The sequence below is a fragment of the Pseudomonas sp. rhizo25 genome, assembly GCF_031931935.1.
Taxonomy (GTDB): Bacteria; Pseudomonadota; Gammaproteobacteria; order Pseudomonadales; family Pseudomonadaceae; genus Aquipseudomonas; species Aquipseudomonas synxantha.
On the sequence record NZ_JAUJXA010000005.1, the window covers coordinates 413,582 to 433,833 of the forward strand.

Here is a 20,252-nt window from a genome sequence, read left to right on the forward strand (position 1 = left end):
ATTGTGGGGCTTTTGCGTTTCTGTGGTTTGAGAATGTTTTTTCTGCTTTTGGGGAGAGTTCCGAAACTTTCGGGTAGGAGTTCCGAAACTTTGCCTATTTGGACGGTTTCGCGGTGGCGCCAATCCTCCTGTAAACCCGCTTTGTGATCTCCTGTTTGCTGTGTCCCAGCAGCAGACTTGCGTCCCCGATATCGATTATTTCCGACGCGGCCTTCGGCCGGATGTCGCGGAACTGAAACCCTCCAATCTTGGCCGCGAGCAGCGGGTCGCCTTGTTCGATGGCGTTCTGCTGGGCTTTTTCCCGAGCCTTGTCCCAGCGCAAGCGCAACATCCCCTTCGTCATTCGCTTTCCATGCCTGTTGATCAACAGGTACTTGGATGAATGACCGACATTCCTTTCGGCAATCTCCCTGACTAATCTCCCCAAGCTGTTTTCCCCGGCTTCTGTACGCATCAGGATTCGAAGCTTCTGGCCGGTCTTGCCCTGCGTTACCAGGAAGTAGTCACCCTCGATATCGTCGCTGCGCATGATCAGCACGTCAGCAGGCCGCTGTCCGGTCAAATAGCCCAGGTCCATAGCTTCCTTGAGTTCTTGTTCGGCAACTGCGTAGACGGCATCCCAAACAGCCGCGTTGGCGTAGTAATCGCGCGGCGCCTCCTTGTTCTTCCTGATGCCCTGGCAAGGGTTCTCCCGCTCCGTCAGCCCCCACTCCCTGGCCATGTTGAAAACGTGGGACAGAAGCGCGATCTCGCGGTTGGCACGAACCTTTGCTGAGCGGGCATCACGGTAGCCGGCGATGTTGAACGGCGTAATTGAATCGATGGGCGCCTCATCAAACGTAGGACGAAGCTGTTTCAGTTCGGCCATGTTGTCCTTCTGGGTTCGCTCCCCCTTTTTTGGGATGACGTCGCGCACGTACCGGTCGAAGATGCCCTTCATCGTTGTCAGGTCGGCAGGCTTTTCTTTGGCCTCCAGTTCGGCCCACTTCAGCCGGGCTTTGCTCAGGTCTGTACCAAGCGGAATCTCTTTTCCCGCTGAGTCACGGTAGTAGTAGCCGATCCAGACCTTGCCATTCTTCCTTGGGCGCTTACGGCGCACCATTCCTGGCGGCAAGTCCCTGTTTTCCGTGTTTCGGGGGCGCATATCAGTTCACTCTGGAGAAATCAGGCGTCCAAGCTGGACGCGCCGGCGGCGGGTTTGGATCTGCGATTGCGGCGTTAACCATGCCAAGCTTCGCGCGCGCGTACATCCGACCCACCAGAGGGCGGCCGCCACGGCTCTCGATGAACACCCAGTTTCGGTCTTTCAGCCATTTGCGCTGGTGAGCGCGCTGCTTGTAGCCGGTTAGGTCGGCGAGCTCGTCGTCCGACAGGATCTCTGCTTGCATACCTACCTCCGGCCGGCCGCCGTGGGCCGTGCTGTCTTGATGATTTGGATGGCCAGGCCGAAGGTGATCAGCAGCCAGCCACAAGTGCCGACGAAGGCGTAGAGGATGTCGGCCGTTTCGCCGTCGGCCAGAAGGCGGGGGGCGATCCAGAAGAACCAGCATCCGCTGCCGACCAGGTACAGCAAAGCGCCCAGCAGTGTCAGGGTGAGTTTCATAGCAAGCATGGGGTATGTCCTAGCCGCGCGGGGCGGCATATAGGGGATTGGAGTGATAGCTTTCTGCCTATCTTTCAAACAGGACCGAAGCGGTGTACAAAAGGGTTCAACCAAGTTCGTGACGAGGCATGGACGTGTCACACAACTTCGATGCTCCGATAGCGCACGCTTACCGGGGCCACGTGATGTTTCTCAAGTTCGATTGGCGCCGCCCGAACGACGAGAGCCCTGTTGCCGCAAAGATCATTGAGCCAGCGCCGATCAATGGCTTGGGCGAGGTTGCAGCAGAGTTGGAAGGCCCTTGGCCTGACTATCCGGCAGCGCTTGATGACGCGATGGCGGCAGCTGAACGATGGATCGATAGTCAGTTGCCGTGACTTCGCCCGCTGGCAGGCATGTAGGGGGATTGGGGTTAGGCTGCTGGGTGTTGCGCGGTGTCGCGGAAAACATCCATCTGCGCCGCGCCGTCGAGCCAGGCAGACGCAATCCGGCGCTCAGCCATTGCGGCATATTCCGGGTTCAGTTCGCACAGGATCGATTTGCGCCCTTCCTGCATTGCGACCACCGCCGTAGTGCCGGCACCGCCGAAAGGGTCAAGCACGACGCCACCGAGTGGCGCGCCGGCCAGGATGCAAGGTCTGATCAGGTCCGGCGGAAAGGTAGCGAAATGCGCACCCTTGAAGCCTTGCGTTGGCACCGTCCACACACTGCGCTTGTTACGAGTGTCCAAAGGCCAGGCACTTTCCTCTCGATCTGGCCGGTGTGTTCCCAGTGACTGCCCAGGGATAGGTTGCTCTCGCTTTGAATCATCGCGCTTGAAACTATCCCGCTTGCTGCGCACAGCTTTCATTGGGCCGTTTGACTTTCCGGGTACTCGATCACTGCCGCGCTGTTGCTCGAGATCCTGAGCCATTCGTGTGATCGAGTTGAGCGCCACAGGCTCCTTGATCGCATCCTGGTCATAGTAATAGCGTGGTGACTTGCTCAAGAGAAATAGGTACTCGTGCGACTTTGTACACCTGTCCCTGGTGGATTCAGGCATGGGATTCGGCTTGTGCCAAATGATGTCCTGGCGCAGGTACCAGCCATCATCTTGAAGGGCGAAGGCGAGGCGCCAGGGGATGCCCATCAAGTCTTTCTGTTTAAGCCCTATCGGCGGTGATCGTCGCATGCCACGCAGTACCGCTCCGCGTGTAGCCTGAGAAACCATGTCGTGCTTACCTGCTGAACCACCAGATGCGTATCCGCCTGCGATTGATGCGTAGGTGTCGCCCATGTTCACCCAAACAGTACCGTCATTACGCAGCACCCGGCGCACCTCGCGGAACACATCTACCAAGAGCGCGATAAATTCAGCGGGCGTTTCCTCCAGGCCAATCTGGCCAGCCATGCCGTAGTCCCGCAGCCCGTAGTATGGCGGTGACGTAACACAGGTGTTTACCGATTGGTCCTGCAGCGTCCGCATCGACTCAATGCAGTCGCCGCTCAAAACGCGATGCTGTTTCATGGCCTGGGCCCCTTGTTGTTGAAGACGTAGGCGAACCAGAGGGTGGCGATCATGGCGTCACCTCGCGGCGTGCCCACCAGCAGACAGGACCGTCGTCGGTGTCGTGAATGGCCAGGCAGAACCAGCCTTCGCCATCAGGCCGATCCGGCTCCCAGTAGCTGCAGTCCGGATCGCCCGCATCGAAATACCGATCAGAGATCGCTTCGTCGCTGTGGTATTCGAGTGACACCATCTTCACCTGCAAGCCTTGTTCAGCGATCCAGGCCTTGCACTTATCACCGTCGCCCTCGTCGAAGTCGGGCATATCGGGGTGAGCGAACATGCCGTATTCATCGCGCACGACTGGGGCTGGCTGGATCAAAACGATTTCTTCAGGCATGACTTCGTCCTTGCCGCTATAGCGGCTGACTTTGAAGGGGGAGGGATTAAAAATGTGATTAAGCTAGCGAATAGCGAGGTCTGGCAGCTATCGTTAACTGTCGGGGTAAATTTGTTGAACGCTGGGGTTGATCATTATGACGGTTGCGGTGGTCTGGTTTCACGAGGTGCAGAGGCAAATCTGGTGCGCGGCAGACTCTAGACTGTCAAAAGGCTCTGGTGTGCTAATGGATGGCGGCGTGAAGGTATTTGAGGTTCCAGTTGTTTGCCGCAAGGAAGTTGGTGAATTTAAATGGGTGGTTACGGGTGATTATAGTTTCGGATTTGTTTTTTCCGGATCGTCCATTTCTGCTTTGAGTACGCATGCTATAGTCGTCGCAATGTCAAAAAATTTGGTAGAACGTCAAGGCGATGTGCCAAGTATTTGTTTGGAGGATATAGCGAAGCTATTTCAGTTTGTCGGTGAGCGGCAAATTAAACAAATCGGTGAGCGTCTTGGCGCTGCTGAGCATCCTGGTAGCTGTCTTTTTGACTGCGTGATCTTTGGCATTTGCCCCCAAAAAAAGGATCTGCTGGCTTTTGAAATCAAGACAAGTATAGCTGCGGGTATAATTTCGGACATCGTTATTCACGAAGTAGGGCCCGGATTTTGTCTAGCAATTGGAAGCGGAGCGGAAACCTTTATTTCTTTGATGAAGGCTGGAGCCAAGCGAGTACCGCCTTTAACTGTTTTAAATAAAATGCTCGCAGAAGAGATTCGCTCAGATGTTGGCGGTTATTTGCAAGCGGGTTTTGTAGGTGATGATAGGTTTATGGTTTGCCCTATCATAGATAAAAACAGCGAAAACACTCTCGTGGCGAGCTTTCTAGGAATAGAGACAGAATCGGTTCCAATCAAGGGGTATAACATTGGTTACATGGCGGTAGGACTGTAAATTTAATCTGAAGCTTCGGGGCAAATACATCCGGTTTCCAGTTTTCTGTGGGCATGACGTACCTATGCCGGGGCATGCCCGGGTGGTGGAGTTATGGTTGGATTTCGAGTATTAGGAGAGGCCGGCATAAGCCGACTCAAGGAGAATGTCGTGGACAATAACTACTGGTTTGGATTTCGGGTAAAGGATGGGGGATCTACTGTTCTCATAGGACCATACACTTACGAAAAAACAATGAAGGAAAGGGAGCGAATGAAGACTCCGGATGCAGAGGTTTCAGTCTGGGTCGTTGCGGACTCAAGAGAGGAAGCCCAAGAAAAAGTCAGTGCTCGTTGGTGAAATTAGGCCGCTAGCCTCTGATATAGATCGATGATATCGGCGGCGTTTGCTGCGACAAGCGCCTCGGCCTCATCTGGGCATACGCTGTTGCCGATGAGCCTGACCTGATTTGTTTTGTTGATCGGCAGCCACTGCTCGGCGCCGGTCACATGGTCAACGAACAGGCCACGGTCAATGATGTAGTCCTTGTCGAAGCCCTGGGCGGCCTTGAGTTCCGGCGGCTGAAGCATGCGTAAAGTGATGTCCACCAGCACGTATCCGCCGATCATGATCATCTCAGCCGGCTCTTTGAAACGCTCAGGCAGATGCTCATGCATGAAGGCGGCGCAGCGGCGGGCCCCTTGCATTTGCTCCGGCGTGAGCGTGTCAGGCACCTGCACCACCTCAACCAGGGCAACCCGGTCCTTTGTCGGCAGGGTATGCATTGGCTCTGTCAGCGAAACGCCGCCCTTGTCGCACCCGTAGTACTTCACCATGTACGCAGTGGCCAGGCGCTGGTTGGCGCCTGACTGGCAGATCGTGGAGGTGGGCTGGTATGCGGATCGGCCGTCACCTTTGTAGTAGCCGTCATTCGCCTGTTCGAAGAACGCCGCCGTCACCGCATGGTGGCCGGTACTGGTGGCGACCACGCCCAGAGGCCCTTCAACGTCAGCTCCTACCGACCCTTTTCTCAGCGTGACCATGTTTGCCGCGACGATCCCGTGACGCACCGCACCGGCCATCACAGTCTGCGCCGGATCATCTGGCGAGCTTCCCACGGCGTTCTGCCCGAACGCTGTCATGTGCCCGCAAACAATGGCTTGCTCGCCGCGATTGGCACCGGTGACCGTGCGGGTCGAATCGTATGGCGAGTATCCGCTGCGCTCCCCGTGGTGTGTGAGGTGGGTCAGGTGACACGCCGCCATCGCGAAGTGACCACCTTTCACCTGTGCAACCTGAGTCCTGAGAGCTTCCTGCACGTCGAAGTTACGCTGCGATGACCCATTGGCGCACTCGGTCAGGAACGGTGCGGCCACGGGCTGCACCAACGCGTGATGGGTGCCGCCGTCGCTGATGGTCGAAACCGACTCATCCACGCTGTGCGTGCTGGTGTGTGCGTCCGAAGTCCTGCTCATCGGCACAATGAATGGCTTCTCACTGGTGATGACGTGACGCCACATGCCCTTAGCCACACGTCGGCGGGTGTTGAGTGCCATCGGCTTGTCCCGGAAGATCGTCTTGCCCGGGTTGTTCCAGTCAATGCACTCGGCGGCCGTGCGCCATGGCTGCTGTTTCGCTGTTGGCTTCTTGTGTCGTACCGGCTCCGGCCAAACAATCGGCAGGCCGTCGCTGCGAGCCACCAAGTACAGGCGCTTGCGGATGGTTGGAGCGCCGGCGTTTGCTGCGATCCGCTCCCGCCACTCGGCGTTGTAGCCGAGACCTTTCACTAGGGCCTCCATCGGGACGAACTCGCCGATGGCCTGCATGATCTCCGGCATATCCGGATGTTCCGCTGGCAGGCCGGTGCTGATCGCCGAGATAAACGCTTTAAAGGTCCGTCCGCGCTCTGCTTTGATCGGTTGGCCATGGTCATCGATTGGGCCCCAGTCACAAAACTCTTCGACGTTTTCCAGAAAGAGCAATCGGGACCGCGTAACGAACAGCCAGCGGATCACCACCCATGCCAGTCCACGCACCCCGCGATCACGCGGTGCCCCACCTTTGGCCTTGCTGTGGTGGCGACAATCAGGCGAGGCCCAGATGATCGCGACAGGCTGCCCGCCAGTGGCTTTCCGTGGGTCAACCTCGTACACGTCGGCGACGTAATGCGCTGTGTTTGGGTGGTTGGCGCGGTGTACAGCCAAGGCTATTGGATTGTGGTTCACCGCTACGTCCGGCTCCCGGTATGCCCTGGCGATACCGGTGCTGGCGCCGCCACCGCCAGCGAACAGGTCGACCACCAGTACCTTTTCGAACGGCAAGCCCATGCTCGGCTGGCCATGGATGAATTTGGGTTTCTTCTGTTGTGCGGACATAGATGGTCCTCGCCAGCTGGCGCTATATGCTGAAGTGAGTTATTTCTATTCCCTCATAGGAAATGAGGTTCAAAAAATGCGGGATGATCAGGAAGTTGTGCGAGCTGCAGCGGAAAACATAGCTCGGCGTGCCGGAGCTATTAAAGAGTGCGAATTCCACGGTGAAATTCTCACCAACGACTGTGATGGTGAAGCTTTCGCATTGGGAAACAGTCTCTACGATAGCGAGTTTCGCGGTGTATTCAGCTCAAGAGATGAAATGAATGCCGCCATCCAATCTGTGCTCAGCGATGCGGCATGGGATTGCGGGTTATGTGACAAAAATAGGGATGACTGATTAACGTCTTCTGAGCTGTAAGGCAGTCTGGACGCCGGCATCGTTAGTCGGCGATTCAGGCCGCCTCCTGCTTCGGCGGCCACTCCGAAAACCCAACCTTCGGCGCCTTCGTTTTCGGGTTGATGATCGGCTTGCCCTTGGCGCCCACCAGTACGGCCTTGGCCCGGATGTGCATATCGCGGCACCTAAGCGTTTTGCGGGCCAGCTCAATGAACTGTTCGGCGTACTGTGGTGCGTCGAATAGCGGTGAGAGCTGGCGGACCGTACCCCCCCCCATAATCTTCTCGGTGCGCTTGGCGACCAGTTCCAGCCATTCAACTTCCGGGATTGGCTCGACGCCGCCAGGCGCCTTGGCGTTCTTCCTGGTGCCAGCCGTCTTCTTGCAGGCCTCGGTCTTGGCGACATCGAGGGTCATTCCAAACACTGCAAAGGTGCTCATGGGTTATCTCCAAGCGTGCGCCTGCCTCGCCGGCTGGCGTGATTCGTTGATATGAGGTATTAGGTAGGACTATTTTGAAAGCTATTTAGGGACAAGTCATGCAGGCGCCTACGGATAATTTATATAAGTTTCTCTCGATTATAGGAATGATATGTTTCGTGTTCTTCTTTTTTGATTTAAACAAGCGATCAGATGATCTTGAATCGAAAATTGATACTTTGACTGTGCAGCAAGTTGAGTTCTTAGCTACTCTAGATGCGATTAAGACAGATTCGCAGCGTCTTTCAAAGTTTATTTCAGATCTGAACTCTGGAACACCAACAATCAAAGAGCTGACGCAAGCTATGCCGCTTTTGTTGGCCGCTAGAGATAAGATACAGTCAAGATTTGATGAGTCAAAACTAGTAAATGCTAAGCTCAATGCTAATCTGGAATTGGTCAAAGGGTATTTTGACAAGCTTAAAAGATTATCTTGGCTATACGGCTGGTTACAGCTTATATCGATAGCGGTCTCATTTGCTGGTACTGTTTTGTGGTATTGCAGAACACAAAAGTATCTCGATATAAAAGACAAGCTGTCCGCTGGGTGAATGTTTGTCCCCGTGGAGAAAGTGATTAGTTTTTTATATAAATTTATTGCGAGTGACCGGCATGGGAGCCGGATCAAGGGGCCGTGAAATGCATATAAAACAGCAAATTGATGATGCGATTTTCTTGTTTGAGAATAAGAGATATCAGGGGTGCCTCTCTTTAGTCATGCTCGCGATTGGCGCATCGTCTAAGAAAGTTTTTCCATACCCCCCGCATCGCGACAACTATGCTTTTGAGCAGTTTCTAGGGAGCAGAATTGCCAGCGTCCTTTGGGGACACAGACTAGGGGACGGGGTCGGTAATTCCCGTGTAATGTTTACGTTTCGTGGCGAGGATCACCTTATTGAGCACATCCTTTATAAGTATTACCGCTGCGCCCTGGTCCATGAAGGAGAGCTTCCCAACGATGTAATTTTTTCCCCTTCCGTCGGCATGCCTGAATCGCCTGGATCTCAAGGCGTGCTAGTCGCCTCGGGAAGCAATATGGTCCTTGATTACAATTGGCTGGAAGTGCTTATCCGATGCGTGACACATGCAGAGTGCAACGGCGATGAATTTGGAATTGAGCATTTCCGTGACGTGCCTGTGGACGGTAAGACTGCCGAACAGGTTATTGACGAAGTCGCTAGGAGGCATGATACATCCCCAGGCAGAGTGGAGATTATGAGGGATGCGGCATACCACCTTAGGCGTCTGGAAATCAAAAATTTAAGCGTCGATGAACTCCAAGCAGCTTTCAAGGAATGCGTTCGTAGCGGGCTATTAAATGCGGGATGCGTGACAGGCTTAGGTAGGAAAAGTACATACCGATATCCCGAAGATCAGCGCACTTTCTTAGAGCGATTTGAAGTTTCGAAAACGGCATTCTGTTTGACGGACGGTTCCCTTACTGAAATCGGTGACGCCTTATTAAGAGATGTCGCTTCGAATTTCGTCATACAGAAAGTTGGTAGCTAACACAGGGCATGGCGGCGGTGCTTTTATGCGTCATCACCTAGCTGCAAATTATCAGAATTATGTGTCGGCAAACTTGAAGCCGTTCTCCTGGGCGATCAGCGCCACACGCTTGATGTGAGTGCCCAGGTTCTTTGCTGCCATGCTTGTTGTAATGCCTTCGACTGCGTCTGCTCGTACATTAGCTGCCAGAATGGTCGTGTCCTCGTTTGTGTTGGGCAACAACCGCCGAGGGGAACGGCTCGATCTCGGCGAACCAGGCGGTGCGCACGCCCAGCGGGTGCACGCTTGTGTCGCAGCCTTGATGCCGCTGCACACAGAACCGTATGTGATATCGGACATATGGGAACCTCGTCGGCTGGCTTGATGTTGATTTTAGGAGTATTGGTATTTGAATAACTCATCCAGGCAGGAGGCCTATATGAGACTGCAAAGCGATATTGATGCACTCGCAGCAATCGAAGAGGACGCGCGTGCGATGCTGAGGCGGATAGGGATTCCAGACGACATGCAAAAGCTTGAAGTCCTGATCTGCTTGCGGGAAATAATTGATCTTGCCAGCTATAACCAGGAGGTGGACGAGTACTCGTGGCTACCGGCTTGATAGTTATCGAACGGCACAGCTGGTTGGTATGAAGTATTACGTGTTACCGGCATGGAGCCAAATCAAGGAGGTATGTATGCGTGATGACAACTACGAAGCAGGCCTTCTCGAGCTTCAAATCGCAAAGGACGAAGCTGAGGCAGCAGCGGAAGATTTCTACGAGAAATACTGGCCGTTCCAGACTGACGAGATAGCCGCTCAGTACGGGGAGTTGCAGTTCACGGCGGTTATCATGTTCGCCGAGTTTGAACAATTCGCGCAGCAGGGCAGCGCCAAGCGTTCACGTTGATGCTCCTCAAGGCGTGTTGCTTGTTCCGCAGTTCCGGCAGTCTTCCCGGTAGCGCTGCGCGTCGCTTATGAACCGACCGCAACCATCGCAGTTAAACATCATCATTCGCGGCTTTTGCGGCTTGGCCAGTTTTATGCCAGTGCCACGCAAGGCCTCCTTGATGTTCACGTCGTCTCGCTCAACCAGCCTTCGGGCGAACTTATCGATGTATGGCTTGGGCCACACTATGGCGCCTGTTGAGCCAAGCTTGCCTATCCAGGTGATGGTGTGAGCCCTCGGCACTGCGACTGCCTTAGACAGATCGCTGGTGAATACGCCGTCCTCACAAAGCCAAATCAGGTTGTTGCCGTTCCAGGTCTGCGGCTTCTGGATGTAGTACTCGGCTGCTTCTGGGTGCTGGTCCATTGCTTCGCTCAACGTCAAATACTGGCAGTCGACACCAACACGCGATCGAGCATCGACGTAGGCCTTGGGCCACGGTATGTCTGTGTCACGGTGATCGCAAGCGCCTTAACGGGTGAACACCTGGGCCTTTGCCAAGTCGGTGACATATCCGGAGCCGCCAAAGCCCCAGAACTACAACCCATCGCCGACGTAGGCGTGGCTGCGGCTGTCTTGCAGGTAGAACTGGTCGTCCATGGATTATCTCCAGTCAGGCGCCGCCCTCCGTTGGCCGGTGGTGGCAATTTGGTTTGGGTTGGGGTATTACGGGTGACCGGCATGGAGCCGGAGGAAAAAGGAGCCTTCCATTGTTTAAAAAAAATCAACCAATGCCTGTGGTTTACATTGGGCTAGCAGTCGTTCTAATAGTTATTGCAGCTCTCGCGCCCAACTATTACGAAAAGTTCCTTTGGCTCAAGCCAGATAGCGACTCATTATCACAATGGTTTGAGAGGTCAGGCGCAATTACCACGATCTTTGGACTTTTAGCCATCAACCTTTTGGATGAAGGCGTGCAACGGTTGTTACCAGCAGGAAAGGTCGCAGATCTCGCAAATGTTCACATGTTTAGTATGTTTGAATTCAGTTTCAAGGTCTTAAAAGTGGTCGCTTTTCTGCTTACACTGGCAGGAACGTTGATTTGGGGGTACGGGACCGTTCTTAAAACTCATTTCGGCTGATCTAAAAAACAATTTCTGCTTCAAGCTTCTCTGTTTTAGAGCATAACTTCGTTATGAAAGGCTCGCGCCACGTTTTCGCTAATCACGATTTCGTGGCGCGGGCAACTCTAATCAGGCAACTGCACGTATTAGTTGATCGGTGAGCTGCGTCGGCAGGTTGCGCAGCTTCAACGTTCCACCGGCTTCGTCGAACTCGATCTTGTCGCCCAGCAGGTGCGCCTCGAAGCTGATCGACATGCCCGCAGCGCGCCCGGTGAATCGCCGGAATTTGTTCAGTGTCTTCTTGTCCGGCGGCAGGGCCTCAGAAAGGCCGTAGTCTTTCGCCTTGATGAAGTCATAGAAGTTTTTCGGCCGGTCTTCGTCGATCAGGCCCGACAGCTCGTCGAGCTTGATCGGCTCCCCGATTTTGGCCTGGGCCATTGAATAGTTGACCAGTGTGGCCGTCTTCTCACGGGCCGCCTCATCGACCATGTCCTCGCTCTCAACAAAGTCGCTGAAGGCCTTCAACAGCGTGCGGGTTTCGCCCGGGCCGTCGATTCCTTCCTGGCAGCCGATGAAATCGCGAAAGTACTCGTTGAACTTGCGGCCCTGCTTGCCCTTGAGGTGGGAGATGTATTGCAGGGAACGTGGGTTATTCTGCCATTCGCTTATATTGATCCGGGCAGCCAGGCGGATGTGGTCCAGGTCCAGGCGCTTCACTGTCATCAGGTGGAGTTCTTCGGTCATGGTCACCGCTTCTGTTTCCTGCACCAGTGCTATGACCAGGTAATCGGTCATACCTTGCTGGTAATGGCAGAAGAGCGCGTGCCCACCGGTGGAAAGGTTCGATTCTTCCATCAGCTTGGTCAGGTGTTCCACCGCGGTGGTGCTGAACTCCAAGAAGGTGGAGCCGCCGGCCAGGTATTCGCTTAGCCAGCTGCTCAGCGGATAGGCGCCCGACTCGGCGTGAAAGAACCCCCAGGCCTTGCCGGCGGTGGCGTTGTAGTTTTCGTTGAATTGATGCATCAGTCCATCCCGGGCCTGGCTTTCAACCTGCTCAGTTGAGGCCAGATACAACATTGCCGGGTTGCCGTCGGGCTTCTTGTCGATTTTGTGGATTGCACTGTGGCGTACGGGCATTTAGTGAACCTCGGGTAGGCGCCGCTATCCGTTCATGTTCAGGAAGTAGCGGCAGTGGTGGTGGCGTTTTGATTGTGCCCCTCAGCTTTGACTGCTAATGTCGAGTTCACACCAGTTAAAAATCAAGGAGGGTTGTTTTGGACATCTGGCAAGCTGACAAGCTTATTCTGTTTATCGCTTTTGTTATTCCTGGATTTTTAAGTATCAAGTTTTATCAATTGATATTTCCGGGGACAATCAGAAATGCATCTGACCAACTTATAGATGCGGTCGCATATAGCTGTATAAATTATGCTTTGCTCTTCTGGGCGATAGTTTATGTAGAGGGTGCTGGCTTTAGGCAAATACACCCTTCGCTCTACTATGTGTTCTACGTTTTTGTTTTGTTTGTTTCCCCTTTTTTTCTGGTTCTGGCTTGGAAGTGGCTTCGCACGCACGAAAGGTTTAAAGGTACCGCGCCGCATCCGACGCCAAAGCCTTGGGATTTCGTTTTTAAGCAAGCGAAGCCCTTTTGGATTGTTGTCTATCTAAAAAATGGAAACAAAGTAGGAGGAAGATACTCAGGGAAATCTTTTGCTTCGAGTTTTCCAGCAGATGAGCAGATTTATTTGGAAGAGTCTTGGCTAGTATCTGATGCAGGACTGCTTGATAGAGCGGTAAAGCAAAGTGCAGGCGTGCTAATTATGGCGTCTGAAATTTCATATGTGGAATTCTTCCACTATTAATAAGGTGGCATCATGTCTGATAAAGAACTAACTAATAATGGATATCAACCTAAGCCAAGTGACAGAATTGACCGTGGGTATCAGCCAATTTTAGAAAAGCCGGATACAGCGCCTGCTACTGGAGGGTATCAACCTACTAGTACTGGCGACAGCCCTGCGAATGTTCCGTCCCCTCCGAAGGAGCGATAATCTCGTCACCCCGGTCTTTACGTAACTCGTTAACGCTCATGCAATAAAACTGCCGCGCCACGTTTTCACTAATCAGGATTTCGTGGCGCGGATAACGCAAGAACTCGATCAGTTCGTCATCGGCCATCAAGTCCATCTTCATGATGGCGATCTGCAGTACTTCGCTGATGATCGGCACCTTGCCACGCAGGCGGATACGCTCCATTGCTTGCTCAATGCCAGGTCGCACCTTGTGTCTCAATTCCTTCTCGGCGACCGCCAGACGCTTCTGCGCTGCCTTGGCCGACCGTTCCTGTACTGATTTGGCCATGGCCTACCTCATCTATTCCGCTGGCCGGCATTGCCAGCCAGGTTTGACGTTTCCGCTGCTGGGTCCGGGCTATGCGGCGCATGAATCGACATTCATCTGGCTCCAGGCGCCGACCGCTTCAAAAATCCGCGCGGCGTGCGCCTCGTCCAGCGATATAGCTTCGGGAATGGCGATCCAGCCCGAGGCCACCATCTGGCTCTGATTGGCCTCGTCGCGCAGTTTCTTGTAGCAATGCTCGATCACGTCTTCCAGGTGGTCGGAGAGGTAGTTGCCCTCGGGCGCAATCTCCACCGACTTGCTGTAGCGGTCGCCTCGGGCGTCGATGCAAAGCGCGCTGAGGTAGATCGTCCACCGGTGGGGAACGCCGCAGACGGCCTGGCCGATCTTCCCGGGAGGGATGTTCTTCAGCGATTTGTAATTGATCATGCCTTGGCGCCCGCTGGGGTCGATATTCACCACAGCGACGTGATTGGATGCCAGCAGCGAGCGGCACGACCGGGCGATGCGTGCCTGAAGGTTGTGGGGCTTACGCTTGCTCATAGCGCCTCCGCGAGTTTGCGCAGTGCGTTACGCTCCGCCCTGGTTATGAGCGGCTTGCGGCGCTTCAGGATGGTTGTCAGGTCGATGAATTCCGAACGCTTCGCCGGGTCTGGATTGATCGGCGGACTATCGCCGATGGTGAGTATCCCGCCGGCTGCCAGGTGCCGACGGACCTGACTGGAAAGCTCTAGCGCTTTCTCGCGCCGGAACTCGATATCTGATCTGAGGTTGCTGATCATGCTGCGACCTTGGCCAGCGTCACCCCGGCCATGCTGAAGGTTGATCCCTGTGCGGCGACCATCGCGTCGAGCGCTTCCCAGTTGACCAGGAGGACGGTGATCGGCGCCTGACCATACGCTACGGCTTTCACCAGGGCCTCAAAGTCCGTCACGTTGGCCTGCAGCGTTGCCTGCTCCGCCGCGCTGCTCGTTACTGGCTTTGCGGCCTGGGTGACTAGTTTTGCCGCCTGGACCGGTGCTGTGCGGAGGGGCTCTTGTGTTGCCACGTTCTCTACAACCGGCTCCGACTTGATAGCCGCCAGGCGCTCAGCCTCCTTCTCTTCAGCAAGACGCTTTTGCGTGGCTTTCTCTTCTTCGGCTTTCTGGTGCTCGGCGATCCGGAATTTGATCAGGGTCACCAGATCGTCATTTGCTTTTGTCACCAACTGCTGCACGTCGCTGAACAGAAAGGCATGATCAACGGCGAGCTCTGCCAGACTGGTCAGGTTCAAGCGGATGCCATCGGCGGCCTGACTTGCATCGATCTTCGCCCGTGCCAGCTCGGTATCTACTGCGTCCTGGAGGCTGGCGATGGTGCGCTTGTTCTTCATTGCGCCGGCGAAATCCGAAACGACATGAGGCAGCGTGACTTTGCCAAGCGTCTTGTTGATTGCCGCGATGTGACTCGCCAGGGCGAGCTCGGCTTTCTGCTTGATGCTGGTCTTCACCAGCAGCTCTTGAGCCTTCACCAGCTTGTCGACTTTCAGGCGAGTCTCGCGAGCATGGGCACTGATGCGATCCAGCGATGAAAACAGCTCGTCTATGCTTTGAGTTTGCGACAGGGCCTGTTTCTTGGCGACAGCGACAGCCTCCTCGACATCGCCACACCACTTGACCGCCTTCTTGGCGTCGGCGAAGTCCTGGTCGGTGGAGAGTGTGGTTTTCACCGAGTCGATGACCGCCAGGGCCGACTCTTCAAACACCTTCAGGTTGCTGGCGGTAACCATGCCGGTCAGCTCGATACGCAGGGCTGGCAATTCATCAGGTGTCTTGCCGACGACAATTGAAGGCGCGTCGGCCATCTCGAAGTTGGCCAGGTCTGCCTCGAACTGTTTCCAGCCTTCGATCAACTGGGCCGCGCGCCCGGCGACGGGTCGGTACTCCATGTGCACGAAGTTCTCCGGTGTGCCGTCCGAGCAAACAAAGATGACCCTCTCAGCGCCGCTCACCAGCAGTTGCTGCTCAAGCTGCCAGTAGTAGTGCGGAGCCAGGTCGCCAGCCTTCACCTGGGCCACGACTGACTCATTCCACAGCTTGTGCTCGAACAGTGTCTCGCCGAGCATTGTGGCGCCGTCCATGGAGGCCAGCAGGTTGCCCTCAGTGGCAACGATTGGATACAGCTCTTCGCCGATCAATGCTTCAGTCAGCGGGCGGGCCAGGGCTTCAGTCGCGTGGCCCTTGTCGAAGATAAACTGCTGAGAGGGGGTGACGTCCGTTGTGATGCCGGTCTTCTTGGCGATCAGCAGGTCGGTGCGGGATTGATACTTAGAGGCGCCCATCATTGCCGGAGCTTCGGAGGCGGTGCGGAACTTGGCGCGGAGGGCAAGCCACTCGGCAGAGCCTTGAGCTACGTTGTGAATTTTCATGCTGCGTCTCCATCGAGGGCTTTGAGGTTGGTGATGGTTTCGATCTGGTCATCGCGCAACGAGTACTTGCTGATGACGTTGGAAATAATGTGTTCTGGACTAGTGCGACCGGCGTCGATCAGTGGCTGCCACTTCTCGATGTTTTCAGCCAGCAGCTCGTCGGGATAGGCAGGCTTGGCGTCCGGTTCCGGTGGGGGCTGCCGCGCCGGCGAAACGTCTTTGGCGGCTTCCTCGAATGTCTTTCCTTCCATCTCGTCAGCCGTTGGCGCAGATCCGACTTCGGGGAATGCTTTGCGCAGAGCCTGGGCCTCGGCGCATTTGGCGAGCTGGGCAAATGCTCGACGCTTCCACATGGCGTTGGGCGCCGCGGTGTCCTTGCTTGATGTTGCGTAGTTTTCAAGCCAGCGCTCATTGGCCGTGTATTCGGCAACCAAGCCGTTGCTCATCTGCCGCTTGACGGTCACGCGGCACCATTCGGGATAAGTGACCTCTACGCCGCTCAGCTTCGCAGTTACTGGCGGGCCGTATTCCGGCTCGCTGATTCCGGCGTACTGGCCGGTGCGCGCCGCCTGGATGCGGTAAAGGCCGATGCCGGGCATCACCGTGTCCTGCATCTTTTTCGTCTTGGAGTTCCAGATCGGAACGATGTGCACCGGCTTCAACATCGGGTCCAGGTGTGCGGCCTGGCAGTAGGCCAGGACCATCACAACCGAGTTCTTTTCGGCACCGGGATAGAGGCTGCTGCTCAGCACTTCAACGAGCGCGGCCTCCGACATTGCAGGTGTGTTGTCGTCCTGCTTCATTACTGCGGACATGGGGAATCCTTGCCGCGATGCTCGCAGCGATAAAAGGGGAAGGGGAAATAAGAGTTGATAAACGTTCTTATTTGTATCTAAGATACGTAATAACATTTCAACTCAACGCAAGGAGCCTCACCTATGAAAGTGCTGTCATCGCTCAAAGAAGCTAAAAACCGTCACCGTGACTGCCAGATCGTTATGCGCCGCGGCCGGATCTACGTGATCTGTAAATCCAATCCAAAATTCAAAGCGCGGCAGGGCAGTGCGAAAAACAAGAACAAGGGCAAAGGCTGATCAGCACTGTTGTTGATCTTGCTGCTGAACACGGTATCGTAGGACCTGGAGCACTCGACCGCCATAGCCAGGTTCTGCGTATTGCTCAACCGGTGCGCCGAAGAAGCCGCGCCGTTCGGCAAGGCTGTAGGCCTCGCGCAGGTTGTGAGCGCTGATGTCTTCGAGCTGCTCGTCGATCAGGGATTTAACCGGTGCAGTACTCATTGAATCTCCTTACGCCGCCTGCTGACATCCAGTAGACGGGCGCTATACCAGTGGAATTCTTCTGCGTTGATGGCGCCCGAAGTAAAGTGTTTGACGATCAAACCCTCGGCTAGGATCTCTTCGAGCTCGGGCTTATCTGGATCTTCAAGCGCAAACAATGCTTTATCGATCTCAACGTAGGGGCTCACAGTTCGTTGTCCTCGGCCTGGGCGAAAAGAGCGTCATCAACCAAAGGCTGAAGTAGGCGTTCGGCAATCTCGCCGAGCTTCCCAAGTTGGTGGTCACTCCGGCCAAGCAGCTCCAGTGCTTCCGATTTCACCCTCGAACCCGCCATCCCTGCGATCAGTAAGTAGCCCAGGGCCGGAGTGTCGACGCCGCAGTCGGCAAGTAGGTTGTTGGCGTACTCATCGACAGCCAGTGCGAACTGGTAGGCCGTGACGCCTTGCTGGGGGTGCAAGTGGCGCTTGAACATCACGCTGCAACCTCTGGCCAGCTCTTCAGCTGCGTTATACAGCCATTCGCTGCGAGCCAATTGCTGAGAGGCTTCGCTCACCGGAGGCGGTAGTTGTTCGTCGTGCTCAAACTGAGTCTTGCGTAGTGCTGACATAGTCGCCTCCAAAGTGGCGGGTTGTTCACCTGTATTCGTCAACACTCATGCGTCCCGCTGGTTGCCGATGGGCGCGGGGGAGGAGTGCTGACGTAATAAAGGTGCGGAAAGGGGGCCCAGGCCCGCTACTGGCGACGGCCCGGGTTTGTTGCGTCAGCGGTGTTGGCTAGTTGCCCGCTGCTGATTGCAGGGCTGGCCGGTCGTCTTCGGTGTGGGCTTCGAGCTTCCTACTCACAGCGTCAAACAGCATCTGTTCGCCGTGGATCACAGGTCCTTACAACATGCACGCTACAGCTCTGAATGCCCTGATTGAGTGGGGCAGGGTGCATGAGGTCCGGCGTTCCCAGCCGAGGCTATCGGGACCGCTAATTTAAATCGTGTGGTGCTGGCCGTGGCCCGCTACTGGCGTCGGTCACTGGCCCATTCCAAATTGTTCTTCCAGCCGCGGGCCTTTCGGCTTGTTCTCCCGCTGGATAACTGTTCTTGGCGCTTTACGCTGCGCGCCCGGGTCAGTTGCCTACCCTCTGAACCGTTTAGGCCGGTTCATCGCTGCCTTTGAATCTGGGCCGGTGGTGATCCGGCAAGGGTGAAGCTGAGCGACTAAAGAGCGGCGGGCTGTGAGGCCCTTCGCAGTGGCTGTGTGTCGCTGCGATGGGTTAAATATGAACTAACGGTTCATATTTGGTCAAGTACCAAAAGTACATATTTCGTATGGTTCACTTTTGAGGGTGGGAAAAGCGCTGGAAGAAATAGGATTTACGACGAACCAACGGTTCGTTATGCTGGCACTTCAACTGTATGGATATACAGCTTTTAACTGGGAGGAAATTTCGTGGCTAATGAGCAGGCGGTACCGGCAGCACGACAGGAAATGAGCGGCATTGAGCGGCTGGGGTTGCGCGTCTCATCGATGATCAGTCACCCCGTCGCGCAGGCGCAGCGCTGGGTGACTATTCATCGACTGGACACGGACGGGGATCGGGAGTGGAAAGAGGTTCTGAGCGTCATCGCTGAAACAGACGAGCTTGAGTTGTCGCACAATGACGACGGCAGCGTGACGGTGAGGTGGGAGCAGCAAGAAGCGGAGGTGACGGGCAGGGGAGAGGCTGAATTCGAGCAGGAAGAGGAGCTAGCGCCTTTCTGACAGGCAATAAAAAGCCCGGCACCTGGCCGGGCTATAAAATCTCTAGCTTCTACTTATAGACATAATGACGCGGTAGAATCCAAGACCGGTTGTCGCTAGATTTACTGCACACAGGCTGCCGACAAAAACGACCGCGAGTATTATTGTCTTTTTATCGCCAGACCAAGGAAGTAATAAACTCAAGGCTATGGAAAGAAGCAAGAGATGCAAGGCTGCGCAAACGAAACTGCCACTAATAAGCTTTTTATATCCGCCTGTAGCTCGAAGGTTTTTTAATAGGTCACGATCCATAACAGATGCCATAAGAGCTATAGCAGTTATCACAAACCCGAGTATTGTCCCGGCACTACCTGCGACAGCAGTGCCAAATGTTGTGAGGTCGCTAGCGGTAAATGTGAAATTATAATGCCTGAAAAGCAATGTAATAGTCAGCGCGATAGCTAGTTTAAATAATTCTTGCAGTTTTGCCGAAATAGTCATCAAGTGGCTCTCTCTGCTCATTTTTCGCTTTGTCTGCAAGCTTATACATACTTTCGCTAGGTGGGAAGTATGAGTTCGTATTTGCATGTTGAATTGAGTATATTCTATTTGCGATTAAATCTATAGGATGAATCTTACCATTTTCGTCGGTATCCAACTTGGCCTTAGTAGCCCCCATTGATAGCAACTGACCTATAGCACTCTGAAGCGTGCCAGAAAGCTTTCCGGCGCTAGTCTCGATCTTCTGGTCGATCGTGAAAGTTATATCCAGGCTGTCGGCACCGGATTGATTGAGGAGCTCGATTGTTTTGGCGCTGAAGCTATCTTGAGGGTATAAACTTGGATTGGTGGGCCGTGGTATTTTTACCGAGAATTTCTTTATGGTTAATTTGTTGTTTAGAAGCCTTTCCACTTGATCGGCCTGAATTATCGGAGAAGAAAAAAACAATACTCCGGCCGATGACGATAGTAATTGGGCTAAATGGGCTCCAGTGTTACCGTCGTCATTCCTATGGAGGATAAGAAGAGAGTTTTTACAGTAATACACGAAGAAGTTCTTTTCTATCACACCTTCATCAAGCTCTAACTCAAGTTTCTTGCTGTCTCGCCCAGGAACGCCTACCTCGGGCAAATCAGCCTTCCGTATTTTTCTAATCTGCCCCGCATATGAGTCAGTTTCAGGCCTGTATTTTAGTCCGAAAACCTCTCTCGTGCATCCGTAGCTAGAGTAACTTGATAGAAACTCTCCGCCAGCGATCCGCTCAAAAGCCTCGCCAGCAGTCATGGTAAAGAGATCATTTTGCTCGCATCTTAGTGAGTAAAAGTCAAAATAGTAGTTTCGTCTCTTTTCCGGCTTCACTGCAA

30 protein-coding genes are annotated in these 20,252 nt (G+C 54.5%); 11 read left to right on the plus strand and 19 right to left on the minus strand.

Annotation, left to right across the window (positions count from 1 at the left end):
- Positions 1 to 94: 94 nt before the first annotated feature.
- From QZR30_RS14290 to QZR30_RS14300, 3 genes are read right to left on the minus strand one after another with little or no spacing between them, the layout of a single operon-like run.
- On the minus strand, positions 95 to 1,144 hold the full coding sequence (locus QZR30_RS14290) for a tyrosine-type recombinase/integrase (protein ID WP_311903459.1): 1,050 nt from the start codon (positions 1,142 to 1,144) through the stop codon (positions 95 to 97).
- Between the two features lies 1 nt (position 1,145).
- On the minus strand, positions 1,146 to 1,388 hold the full coding sequence (locus QZR30_RS14295) for a DUF4224 domain-containing protein (RefSeq protein ID WP_311903460.1): 243 nt from the start codon (positions 1,386 to 1,388) through the stop codon (positions 1,146 to 1,148).
- Positions 1,389 to 1,390: 2 nt separating this feature from the next.
- Positions 1,391 to 1,612, minus strand: coding sequence for a hypothetical protein (locus QZR30_RS14300; protein WP_311903461.1), 222 nt, complete (start codon positions 1,610 to 1,612; stop codon positions 1,391 to 1,393).
- Between the two features lie 176 nt (positions 1,613 to 1,788).
- Between QZR30_RS14300 and QZR30_RS14305 the strand changes: the two genes are divergently transcribed.
- Complete coding sequence (locus QZR30_RS14305; RefSeq protein WP_232458774.1) at positions 1,789 to 1,980, plus strand: hypothetical protein; 192 nt, start codon at positions 1,789 to 1,791, stop codon at positions 1,978 to 1,980.
- 35 nt (positions 1,981 to 2,015) lie between these two features.
- Here the strand turns inward: QZR30_RS14305 and QZR30_RS14310 are convergent, their stop codons facing one another.
- Together QZR30_RS14310 and QZR30_RS14315 are read right to left on the minus strand one after the other, a co-directional pair.
- Positions 2,016 to 3,110 (minus strand): DNA-methyltransferase, encoded by a 1,095-nt coding sequence (locus QZR30_RS14310; RefSeq protein ID WP_311903462.1) that lies wholly within the window; start codon positions 3,108 to 3,110, stop codon positions 2,016 to 2,018.
- Positions 3,111 to 3,159: 49 nt separating this feature from the next.
- Positions 3,160 to 3,489, minus strand: coding sequence for a hypothetical protein (locus QZR30_RS14315; protein ID WP_311903463.1), 330 nt, complete (start codon positions 3,487 to 3,489; stop codon positions 3,160 to 3,162).
- Positions 3,490 to 3,715: 226 nt separating this feature from the next.
- On the opposite strand from QZR30_RS14315, the gene QZR30_RS14320 reads away from it, so the two are divergent.
- Entirely contained in the window at positions 3,716 to 4,423 is a 708-nt protein-coding gene (locus tag QZR30_RS14320; RefSeq protein WP_311903464.1) for a hypothetical protein, read from the plus strand.
- Between the two features lie 341 nt (positions 4,424 to 4,764).
- Here QZR30_RS14320 and QZR30_RS14325 read toward each other — a convergent pair whose 3' ends face one another.
- Positions 4,765 to 6,777 carry a DNA cytosine methyltransferase gene (locus QZR30_RS14325; protein ID WP_311903465.1) on the minus strand — a complete coding sequence of 671 codons (2,013 nt, stop codon included), beginning with the start codon at positions 6,775 to 6,777 and terminating at the stop codon, positions 4,765 to 4,767.
- 34 nt (positions 6,778 to 6,811) lie between these two features.
- Here QZR30_RS14325 and QZR30_RS14330 point away from each other — a divergent pair, with 34 nt between their 5' ends.
- Entirely contained in the window at positions 6,812 to 7,114 is a 303-nt protein-coding gene (locus tag QZR30_RS14330) for a hypothetical protein (protein ID WP_311903466.1), read from the plus strand.
- Positions 7,115 to 7,169: 55 nt separating this feature from the next.
- Here the strand turns inward: QZR30_RS14330 and QZR30_RS14335 are convergent, their stop codons facing one another.
- Positions 7,170 to 7,553, minus strand: a complete 384-nt coding sequence (locus QZR30_RS14335) for a hypothetical protein (RefSeq protein WP_311903467.1) — start codon at positions 7,551 to 7,553, stop codon at positions 7,170 to 7,172.
- Positions 7,554 to 7,711: 158 nt separating this feature from the next.
- Here QZR30_RS14335 and QZR30_RS14340 point away from each other — a divergent pair, with 158 nt between their 5' ends.
- From QZR30_RS14340 to QZR30_RS14355, 4 genes are all read left to right on the plus strand, one after another.
- Entirely contained in the window at positions 7,712 to 8,143 is a 432-nt protein-coding gene (locus QZR30_RS14340) for a hypothetical protein (RefSeq protein ID WP_311903468.1), read from the plus strand.
- 88 nt (positions 8,144 to 8,231) lie between these two features.
- A complete protein-coding gene (locus tag QZR30_RS14345) occupies positions 8,232 to 9,101 on the plus strand; it encodes a hypothetical protein (protein ID WP_311903469.1) in 870 nt (289 codons plus the stop codon).
- A gap of 418 nt (positions 9,102 to 9,519) precedes the next feature.
- Entirely contained in the window at positions 9,520 to 9,702 is a 183-nt protein-coding gene (locus tag QZR30_RS14350) for a hypothetical protein (RefSeq protein WP_059397966.1), read from the plus strand.
- A 76-nt stretch (positions 9,703 to 9,778) separates the two neighbouring features.
- On the plus strand, positions 9,779 to 9,991 hold the full coding sequence (locus QZR30_RS14355) for a hypothetical protein (protein ID WP_311903471.1): 213 nt from the start codon (positions 9,779 to 9,781) through the stop codon (positions 9,989 to 9,991).
- A 6-nt stretch (positions 9,992 to 9,997) separates the two neighbouring features.
- Here the strand turns inward: QZR30_RS14355 and QZR30_RS14360 are convergent, their stop codons facing one another.
- Positions 9,998 to 10,396: a hypothetical protein gene (locus tag QZR30_RS14360; protein ID WP_311903472.1), complete on the minus strand. Its 399-nt coding sequence runs from the start codon at positions 10,394 to 10,396 to the stop codon at positions 9,998 to 10,000.
- A gap of 344 nt (positions 10,397 to 10,740) precedes the next feature.
- Between QZR30_RS14360 and QZR30_RS14365 the strand changes: the two genes are divergently transcribed.
- Positions 10,741 to 11,112 (plus strand): hypothetical protein, encoded by a 372-nt coding sequence (locus QZR30_RS14365; RefSeq protein ID WP_311903473.1) that lies wholly within the window; start codon positions 10,741 to 10,743, stop codon positions 11,110 to 11,112.
- A 111-nt stretch (positions 11,113 to 11,223) separates the two neighbouring features.
- On the opposite strand, the gene yejK is transcribed toward QZR30_RS14365, so the two are convergent.
- The gene (gene yejK, locus QZR30_RS14370) at positions 11,224 to 12,231 is read right to left on the minus strand and encodes a nucleoid-associated protein YejK (RefSeq protein ID WP_311903474.1); all 1,008 of its coding nucleotides are present in this window, start codon (positions 12,229 to 12,231) and stop codon (positions 11,224 to 11,226) included.
- A 137-nt stretch (positions 12,232 to 12,368) separates the two neighbouring features.
- Between yejK and QZR30_RS14375 the strand changes: the two genes are divergently transcribed.
- Positions 12,369 to 12,956 (plus strand): DUF6338 family protein, encoded by a 588-nt coding sequence (locus tag QZR30_RS14375; RefSeq protein ID WP_311903475.1) that lies wholly within the window; start codon positions 12,369 to 12,371, stop codon positions 12,954 to 12,956.
- A gap of 136 nt (positions 12,957 to 13,092) precedes the next feature.
- On the opposite strand, the gene QZR30_RS14380 is transcribed toward QZR30_RS14375, so the two are convergent.
- From QZR30_RS14380 to bet, 5 genes are all read right to left on the minus strand, one after another.
- Positions 13,093 to 13,455 carry a hypothetical protein gene (locus QZR30_RS14380; RefSeq protein ID WP_311903477.1) on the minus strand — a complete coding sequence of 121 codons (363 nt, stop codon included), beginning with the start codon at positions 13,453 to 13,455 and terminating at the stop codon, positions 13,093 to 13,095.
- Between the two features lie 69 nt (positions 13,456 to 13,524).
- A complete protein-coding gene (locus QZR30_RS14385; RefSeq protein ID WP_311903478.1) occupies positions 13,525 to 13,995 on the minus strand; it encodes a hypothetical protein in 471 nt (156 codons plus the stop codon).
- Positions 13,992 to 14,234, minus strand: coding sequence for a hypothetical protein (locus tag QZR30_RS14390; RefSeq protein WP_311903479.1), 243 nt, complete (start codon positions 14,232 to 14,234; stop codon positions 13,992 to 13,994). The genes QZR30_RS14385 and QZR30_RS14390 overlap by 4 nt, the downstream gene beginning before the upstream one ends.
- Positions 14,231 to 15,859, minus strand: coding sequence for a YqaJ viral recombinase family protein (locus QZR30_RS14395; protein ID WP_311903480.1), 1,629 nt, complete (start codon positions 15,857 to 15,859; stop codon positions 14,231 to 14,233). The genes QZR30_RS14390 and QZR30_RS14395 overlap by 4 nt, the downstream gene beginning before the upstream one ends.
- Positions 15,856 to 16,662 (minus strand): phage recombination protein Bet, encoded by an 807-nt coding sequence (bet, locus tag QZR30_RS14400; RefSeq protein ID WP_034136248.1) that lies wholly within the window; start codon positions 16,660 to 16,662, stop codon positions 15,856 to 15,858. The genes QZR30_RS14395 and bet overlap by 4 nt, the downstream gene beginning before the upstream one ends.
- A 135-nt stretch (positions 16,663 to 16,797) precedes the next feature.
- Here bet and ykgO point away from each other — a divergent pair, with 135 nt between their 5' ends.
- On the plus strand, positions 16,798 to 16,953 hold the full coding sequence (gene ykgO, locus QZR30_RS14405) for a type B 50S ribosomal protein L36 (protein WP_019816741.1): 156 nt from the start codon (positions 16,798 to 16,800) through the stop codon (positions 16,951 to 16,953).
- Here ykgO and QZR30_RS14410 read toward each other — a convergent pair whose 3' ends face one another.
- From QZR30_RS14410 to QZR30_RS14420, 3 genes are read right to left on the minus strand one after another with little or no spacing between them, the layout of a single operon-like run.
- Positions 16,954 to 17,157, minus strand: coding sequence for a hypothetical protein (locus QZR30_RS14410; protein WP_128592145.1), 204 nt, complete (start codon positions 17,155 to 17,157; stop codon positions 16,954 to 16,956).
- On the minus strand, positions 17,154 to 17,345 hold the full coding sequence (locus QZR30_RS14415; protein WP_311903481.1) for a hypothetical protein: 192 nt from the start codon (positions 17,343 to 17,345) through the stop codon (positions 17,154 to 17,156). The genes QZR30_RS14410 and QZR30_RS14415 overlap by 4 nt, the downstream gene beginning before the upstream one ends.
- On the minus strand, positions 17,342 to 17,764 hold the full coding sequence (locus tag QZR30_RS14420) for a hypothetical protein (protein WP_311903483.1): 423 nt from the start codon (positions 17,762 to 17,764) through the stop codon (positions 17,342 to 17,344). Before QZR30_RS14420 ends, QZR30_RS14415 begins: the two co-directional genes overlap by 4 nt.
- Positions 17,765 to 18,635: 871 nt before the next feature.
- Between QZR30_RS14420 and QZR30_RS14425 the strand changes: the two genes are divergently transcribed.
- Positions 18,636 to 18,908, plus strand: a complete 273-nt coding sequence (locus tag QZR30_RS14425) for a DUF1654 domain-containing protein (protein WP_311903581.1) — start codon at positions 18,636 to 18,638, stop codon at positions 18,906 to 18,908.
- A gap of 42 nt (positions 18,909 to 18,950) precedes the next feature.
- Here the strand turns inward: QZR30_RS14425 and QZR30_RS14430 are convergent, their stop codons facing one another.
- Positions 18,951 to 19,388, minus strand: a complete 438-nt coding sequence (locus tag QZR30_RS14430) for a hypothetical protein (RefSeq protein ID WP_311903484.1) — start codon at positions 19,386 to 19,388, stop codon at positions 18,951 to 18,953.
- A complete protein-coding gene (locus QZR30_RS14435) occupies positions 19,354 to 20,247 on the minus strand; it encodes a DUF6731 family protein (protein WP_311903485.1) in 894 nt (297 codons plus the stop codon). The genes QZR30_RS14430 and QZR30_RS14435 overlap by 35 nt, the downstream gene beginning before the upstream one ends.
- Between the last annotated feature and the right edge of the window lie 5 nt (positions 20,248 to 20,252).